Source organism: uncultured Clostridium sp. (assembly GCF_934754915.1).
In the GTDB taxonomy this organism is placed as follows: domain Bacteria; phylum Bacillota; class Clostridia; order Clostridiales; family Clostridiaceae; genus Clostridium.
Window position 1 is genome coordinate 1 of sequence record NZ_CAKVKB010000161.1, and the last position, 6,407, is coordinate 6,407.

Consider the following 6,407-nt stretch of genomic DNA (forward strand, 5'->3'; position numbering starts at 1 on the left):
TCTTTCAAATATTATTTCATTTGTAGAAGAAGCACAGAAAGCACAACCTAAGATTCAAAAACTTGCTGATAAAATATGTTCAATATTTGTTCCGGCAGTAATTACAATATCCCTAGTAACATTTCTTTATTGGTTTTTATATAGATATCATGGTTCGTTTTATTATATTGAAAAACCAATTATTAATGCAGTCTGTGTACTTGTAATATCGTGTCCATGTGCATTGGGAATTGCAACTCCAATTGCAGTAACACTTGGCATGGGATTAGCTGCCAAAAATGGAATACTAATAAAAAGAGGTGATGTTTTTGAAAAAAGTTCAAAAATAGATACAATTATTTTTGATAAAACTGGAACTATTACAGAAAATAAATTAAAAGTAAAAGAAATTATTAATTTTACAGAAAATTATACTAAAGAAAGTCTGTTAGAAATTATAAGCAGCGTGGAAAGATATTCCGAGCATCCTATTGGAAAGGCAATATACGAAGAAGGTAAAAGGATAAATTTAAATAAAATAAATATACAAAATTTTAGAGCACATGTTGGAAAAGGTGTAACTGCTTTAATAGAAAATAAGAAAATAATTATAGGCAATGGAAAAATGTTAGAGGAAAATGGTATTGAAGTTAAGGAAATTAAAAATAAAATAGCTGTTTATATAGCAATAGATAGACAGTTGGTTGGAGCAGTATCATTTGAAGATACAATAAAGGAAGACGCTGAAAAAGCAGTGAAAGTACTTAAGAAGAGAGGAATGTATACTATGCTTGTTTCAGGGGATAAAAAAGATGTATGTAATAATGTAGGCAAAAAAATAGGTGTTGACAAAGTATATTCAGAAGTAACACCTCAAGACAAATATAAAATTATTAAAGATCTTCAAAAAGATGGGAAAAAGGTTGCAATGATAGGTGATGGAATAAATGATTCGATTGCATTGTCAGCAGCAGATTTAAGTATTTCTTTAAAAGAAGGAACTGATATAGCAGTTGAAAGCAGTGATGTGATTATTATGAGGAAGAGTTTATTGCAGATACCACTAATGCTTCAAATATCCAAAAGGACAATAGTAAAAATAAAACAAAATTTACTATTTGCATTTATATACAATATAGTAGGAATACCAATTGCAGCAAGTGGTATGCTGAAGCCTGAAATAGCTTGTATTTTGATGACTATAAGTTCATTATCAGTAGTTCTAAATACATTGACTTTGAAGAAACTTAAAAAGGAGGTGTATTGATTAAGTATGGATTTTTCAAGCATAACAAATGGAAGTGCTTCATATGTAGTTATTTTTGTATATGGATTTTTGACAAGCTTTCACTGTATAGGAATGTGTGGAGGATTTGTACTTGCGGGAAGCACCTCAAAAGAAAAAGATATAAAAACAATTATTTTTTATAATTTAGGAAGGATAATTTCCTATACCACAGCAGGATTTATTGTTGGAAGTATCGGCTCACTTTTTGTTATTACAGGAGTATTTAAAGGAATATTACCTTTTATAGGCGGAATATTTATGATATTTATGGCACTTAATTTTTTAGGTGTTATGAAAAAATTTAAAGTTAGGATTCCAATATTTAATAAGATATTAAAGATAATTGTGAAAAATAAAAGTAAAAATATGTTTTATATGGGGATTATCACTGCATTATTGCCTTGTGGACCAATGCAAGGAGTTCAGTTTTATGCATTAGCATCAGCAAGCGCCATAAAAGGTGCTGCTGCAATGTTTATCTTTGCAATTGGAACAGTTCCAGTAATATTTTTGTTTGGAGTTTTCAGCAGTCTGCTAAATATGAAATTTAGAAAAGCAGCTTTAAAGCTTAGTGCATGTTTATTAATAACAATGGGAATATTTATGATAAATAGAAGTATGGTATTATTTGGCGTAAACCTAGATGTCTTTAAAATATGGACAGAGCAGGATAAGGTGATTACAGCAACAGTGAGTGGTGATGAACAGGTTCTTATGACAGAATTTAGTGATAAAAAATTTGATGCAGTAGCCTTTAAAAAAGGGGTTCCAGTAAAATGGATAATCAATGTTGATGAGAAGTATATAGGTGAATGTAAAGCATCAATAGATATACCAGAATATAATGTGAAAATGGAATTTAAGGAAGGCAGAAACATAATAAGTTTTATTCCAAATGAAGAAAAAGAAATTATGTATTCAAGTATATGCGGAATGTTAAGTAATAAGATAATTATTTATGAATAAAAGATTAATTGATATAGATTAAGGGGGCGAGGCAAGTGAAAAAAATAGTATTAGTAGTATTAGGAATAAGTGTTTTTATTCTGGCTGGATGCCAAAATAAGAGTATTTCATATGAAGGGTTCTTAATTGATGAGCATTGTGCAGAAATGAAAAGAGGTGAAGATGAAACTTTGAAATGTATAAAGATGGACAAGTGTGAGAACAGTGGGTATGGTATAGCAGTAGATATGGGAAATGAAGAAGAAAAATTCATTAAATTTACTGAACAAGGACATGAAAAAGCAAAAGAATTTATTAATGAAGTGGAAGAATATAAGGAAAAGATAGGTAAAGTAAAAGTTAGTGGCCATTATGAAAATGAAAAATTCGTTCTGGAAAAAATTGAATATAAATAGAAAGGGGAAAAATTAATGAAGAAAAAAATTAACAAAATAGACGATATAAAAACTTTTCTTCCGGTATTGGCAGTTATACTTTCAATTTTAATACATAAGCTGATACCAAACAGTAAGAAGTATACATCAAAAGTACTACCATATTATTTTGATTTTCTAATTGTATTGTTAGTAATTTTTGGGGGAATTACAATAATTGCTTTTATAAATAAGAAAGTAAAAGAAATATGGAGTTTTAAATCATATTTTATAGCAGCAGCAGTTATGCTTTTAAGTATTTATAATGTACTTACAATAAAAACTATGATATTTCCACAATTGTATTTTCCATGCCCAGATAAAATTTTTGGAGTGTTTTTTGAAGATTGGCAGCTTATGATAACATGTTTTGGCTATTCATCAAAGCTTCTTCTTACAGGATTTTTTGTAGGTGCAGTTTTAGGTGTATTTACTGGGATTGCAGTTGGATGGAGTGGCAAATTTAGTTACTGGCTTAATCCATTAATAAAAGTTGCAGGTCCTATTCCATCAACAGCATGGATTCCAATAGCTTTAGTAGCTTTTCCAAATACATTTTCAGCAAGTGTATTTTTAATAGCTCTTGGAGTATGGTTCCCGACAACCGTGCTTACAAGTTCAGGAATAAGTAATGTAAAACAGGCATATTTTGAAGTTTCAAGTACACTTGGTTCAACACCATTTCAAAATATCACAAAAATTGCAGTACCAGCTGCAATGCCAAGTATGTTTATTGGTTTGTTCAATGGAGCTTGCTCATCATTTATTACATTAATGACAGCAGAAATGATAGGTGTAAAGTATGGAATTGGATGGTATGTAAACTGGCAGAGAGAAATGATGGCATATTCAAATGTTTATGCAGGATTAATAGTTATAGCAATAACATTCTCTCTTATAATAACAATCTTGTTTAAAGTAAGGGATAAAGTTCTCGTATGGCAGAAGGGGGTTATAAAATGGTAGGAAAAATTGGAGAAATAAGAGCAGAAAATCTTCATAAGATATTCAATGACCATAATGGCGAAGAAGTGAGGGCAGTCAACAATGTCAATGTAACAATAAAGCCAGGTGAATTTATTTCACTTATAGGTCCTTCAGGATGTGGAAAGTCAACATTATTAAGACTTATTGCAGGGCTTATAAAACCTACAAGTGGAAAATTGTATATTGATGATGAAGAAATAACTAAGCCAAGCTATGAAAGAGGATTTATGTTTCAAGATGCAACACTTTTTCCGTGGCTTAACATATATGAAAATGTAGCCTTTGGTCTCAAAAGGAGAAAAATATTTAAAGAAAAAAAAGAAGAAGTTTCAGAATTTATAAAACTTGTAGGACTTGAAGGATTTGAAAATTCATATCCTCACCAGCTTTCAGGTGGAATGGCACAAAGGGCATCACTCGCAAGATCACTTGTGAATCATCCTAAAGTACTTCTTCTTGATGAACCTTTTGGTGCTCTTGATGCATTTACAAGAATGAATATGCAGGATGAACTTCTTAGAATATGGAAAAAAAGAGGAACAACAATGATTATGGTGACACATGATGTCGATGAAGCAATATATTTAAGCGACAGGGTATTTGTAATGACACCTAGGCCAGCTAAAATTGCTGAAATAATAGAAATAGATATAGGGCGTCCTAGAGGTAGAGATCTTCCAGAGTTTTTAGATTACAGAAATAAAATATTAAAAATACTTAACTACGCAGGTAAGGCAAAAGAAATAGAATATTATGTTTAGGGGGAATTTAATATGAAAAAATTATTATGCAGTATTCTTGCAGCAGGAATTTTAACAACGAGTTTTATAGGATGCGGAAATAGCAAAAGCAAATCTGATGAAGATTATGTTTTAAAGCTTGCAGTGGCAGGAAGTTTATGTGAAGCACCTATTCAGATGGCTGTTGAGAATGGATATTTTGAAGAAGAAGGAGTTAAGATTGAAAAAGTAAAGATTGAAAGTGCACAAGCAGCAGATTCACTTCAAAGCCATAGTACAGATGCCTTGATGGGACTTATAAGTAAAATGGCTCAACCATTAGAAAATGGTCTTGAAGCTAAACTTGTGTTAGGTGTACATACTGGATGTACTAAAATTCTTGTAGCAAAAGATTCTGATATCAAAACACCTAAAGATCTTAAAGGAAAATCAATTGGAGTTCCAGGAATGGCAAGTGCACCTGCAATATTGACACAGCGTGTTCTTGCCCATGAAGGAATTGGAGTTACAACATCAAATCTTGAAGTGGATTTTCAGGTATTTAATCAAAACGATCTTCCATTAGCGTTAGAAAATGGTTCTGTACAAGCTATAGCCATTAGTGATCCAGCTGGTGCTATAGCAGTGAATAGTGGAACAGCGAGAGTATTATATGATTCAGCAACAGATGATTTTACAAAAGATGAGTATTGCTGTGGATTTTTCTTAAGCAATGATCTTGTAGAAAAGCATCCTGATATTGCAGCAAAAGTTACAAGAGCAATTGAAAAAGGATGCAAATTTGTAAATGAAAACAAAGAAGAAACAGCAAAAATTCAAGTTGATAAACAATGGGTTGCAGGTGAGGCAGATGTAAATGCTGAAATATTGAAAACTTATAATTATAATCCTTCAGTGGATGGAGGAAAGGAAGCATTGCATAATAATTTGAAAGACTTGCAAGAAGTTAAGTTGTTAAAAGATGACACAGATGTGGATGCTCTTACAGAAAATACTTTTGTAAAACTTGAAGGTATAGAAAGTTAACAAATTTTTATAAAGGATATTATTAAAAAATATTAAATTAATAAGAAGTGAGGTAATAAAAATGTGTGAAAATAAAAATGGAAAATTAAGTTGTGCAAATTGTGGGGTATATAATTGCTTCAGAAGGGATAAGAACTTTCCAGGTTTTTGTCTTACAGAGAGTACATCACAGGAAGAAATTGATGAAGTAAATGATTTATATATTAATGATGAAGAAACAAGGAAGTTAGCTATATCAGCGGCTGAAATTGAAGGGACATTTTATGGAAAGATAACAAGAGTGGAAGAAATAGCTGAATTTGCAAAGAGGATTGGAGCTAAGAAAATTGGAATCGCAACATGTGTAGGTCTTATAAATGAAACTAAAATTTTTGCTAAATTTTTAAAACATAAAGGTCTTGAACCATATGCAGTAGCATGTAAAGTTGGAGGAACAGATAAAACTAAAATAGGAATTAAGGAAGAATTAAAGTTAGAACCAGGATGTCATGAATCATTATGTAATCCAGTATTACAAGCGAGATTGTTAAATAAGGAAAAGACTGATTTAAATGTAATAGTAGGATTGTGCGTTGGACATGATTCATTGTTCATTAAACATTCGGATGCACCTGTAACTACTCTTATTACTAAAGATAGAGTTCTTGGACATAATCCTGCAGCTGCATTATATACAAGTGGTTTTTATTATAAAAAACTGTTTAAATAATTTTACTAAATTTAAAGAGGTGTACTCAGGTTTATATTATAAATCTGAGTACACCTTAAAATTTCAGTATGGCTATATATTTCTGTTAATTTTCATAGTATTCTATTCTGATTCAGGCAAAAACCAGTCACTTGTTTTTTTTCGGTCTATACATGAGTTAAATCCACAATTTTTTCCATGACATTTTTTTTGAGTTTTATAGTTATTTGAGGTATAATCACGAGTACACTTGCTATTAATGCAGGCTTTTGAATCTTCTATATGATGACAATGTGAATTGTCATTATAAAAATCAGAAA

Annotated in this window: 8 protein-coding genes; 7 read left to right on the plus strand and 1 reads right to left on the minus strand. The window is 30.9% G+C overall.

What is annotated here, in order from left to right:
• The 7 genes from Q0F58_RS16245 to Q0F58_RS16275 form a co-directional block, all read left to right on the plus strand.
• Positions 1-1,246 (plus strand): cation-translocating P-type ATPase (locus tag Q0F58_RS16245; protein ID WP_294378882.1); only part of this gene is annotated, 1,246 nt, incomplete at its 5' end.
• A 6-nt stretch (positions 1,247-1,252) separates the two neighbouring features.
• The gene (locus Q0F58_RS16250; protein ID WP_294378884.1) at positions 1,253-2,233 is read left to right on the plus strand and encodes a sulfite exporter TauE/SafE family protein; all 981 of its coding nucleotides are present in this window, start codon (positions 1,253-1,255) and stop codon (positions 2,231-2,233) included.
• A 35-nt stretch (positions 2,234-2,268) separates the two neighbouring features.
• Entirely contained in the window at positions 2,269-2,628 is a 360-nt protein-coding gene (locus tag Q0F58_RS16255; RefSeq protein ID WP_294378885.1) for a hypothetical protein, read from the plus strand.
• A 15-nt stretch (positions 2,629-2,643) separates the two neighbouring features.
• Entirely contained in the window at positions 2,644-3,612 is a 969-nt protein-coding gene (locus tag Q0F58_RS16260) for an ABC transporter permease (RefSeq protein ID WP_294378887.1), read from the plus strand.
• Positions 3,606-4,394 (plus strand): ABC transporter ATP-binding protein, encoded by a 789-nt coding sequence (locus tag Q0F58_RS16265; RefSeq protein WP_294378889.1) that lies wholly within the window; start codon positions 3,606-3,608, stop codon positions 4,392-4,394. The genes Q0F58_RS16260 and Q0F58_RS16265 overlap by 7 nt, the downstream gene beginning before the upstream one ends.
• 12 nt (positions 4,395-4,406) lie before the next feature.
• Positions 4,407-5,399, plus strand: a complete 993-nt coding sequence (locus tag Q0F58_RS16270) for an ABC transporter substrate-binding protein (RefSeq protein ID WP_294378891.1) — start codon at positions 4,407-4,409, stop codon at positions 5,397-5,399.
• Positions 5,400-5,460: 61 nt separating this feature from the next.
• The gene (locus Q0F58_RS16275) at positions 5,461-6,108 is read left to right on the plus strand and encodes a DUF1847 domain-containing protein (protein WP_294378893.1); all 648 of its coding nucleotides are present in this window, start codon (positions 5,461-5,463) and stop codon (positions 6,106-6,108) included.
• A 102-nt stretch (positions 6,109-6,210) separates the two neighbouring features.
• Here the strand turns inward: Q0F58_RS16275 and Q0F58_RS16280 are convergent.
• A partial coding sequence (locus tag Q0F58_RS16280) for a hypothetical protein (protein WP_294378895.1) occupies positions 6,211-6,407 on the minus strand: 197 nt, incomplete at its 5' end.

What these genes read in the sequence shown, in the direction of transcription:
- Q0F58_RS16260 (WP_294378887.1), top strand. Translation starts at nt 2,644, where the DNA reads ATGAAGAAAAAAATTAACAAAATAGACGATATAAAAACTTTTCTTCCG.
- Q0F58_RS16250 (WP_294378884.1), top strand. Translation starts at nt 1,253, where the DNA reads ATGGATTTTTCAAGCATAACAAATGGAAGTGCTTCATATGTAGTTATT.
- Q0F58_RS16270 (WP_294378891.1), top strand. Translation starts at nt 4,407, where the DNA reads ATGAAAAAATTATTATGCAGTATTCTTGCAGCAGGAATTTTAACAACG.
- Q0F58_RS16275 (WP_294378893.1), top strand. Translation starts at nt 5,461, where the DNA reads ATGTGTGAAAATAAAAATGGAAAATTAAGTTGTGCAAATTGTGGGGTA.
- Q0F58_RS16265 (WP_294378889.1), top strand. Translation starts at nt 3,606, where the DNA reads ATGGTAGGAAAAATTGGAGAAATAAGAGCAGAAAATCTTCATAAGATA.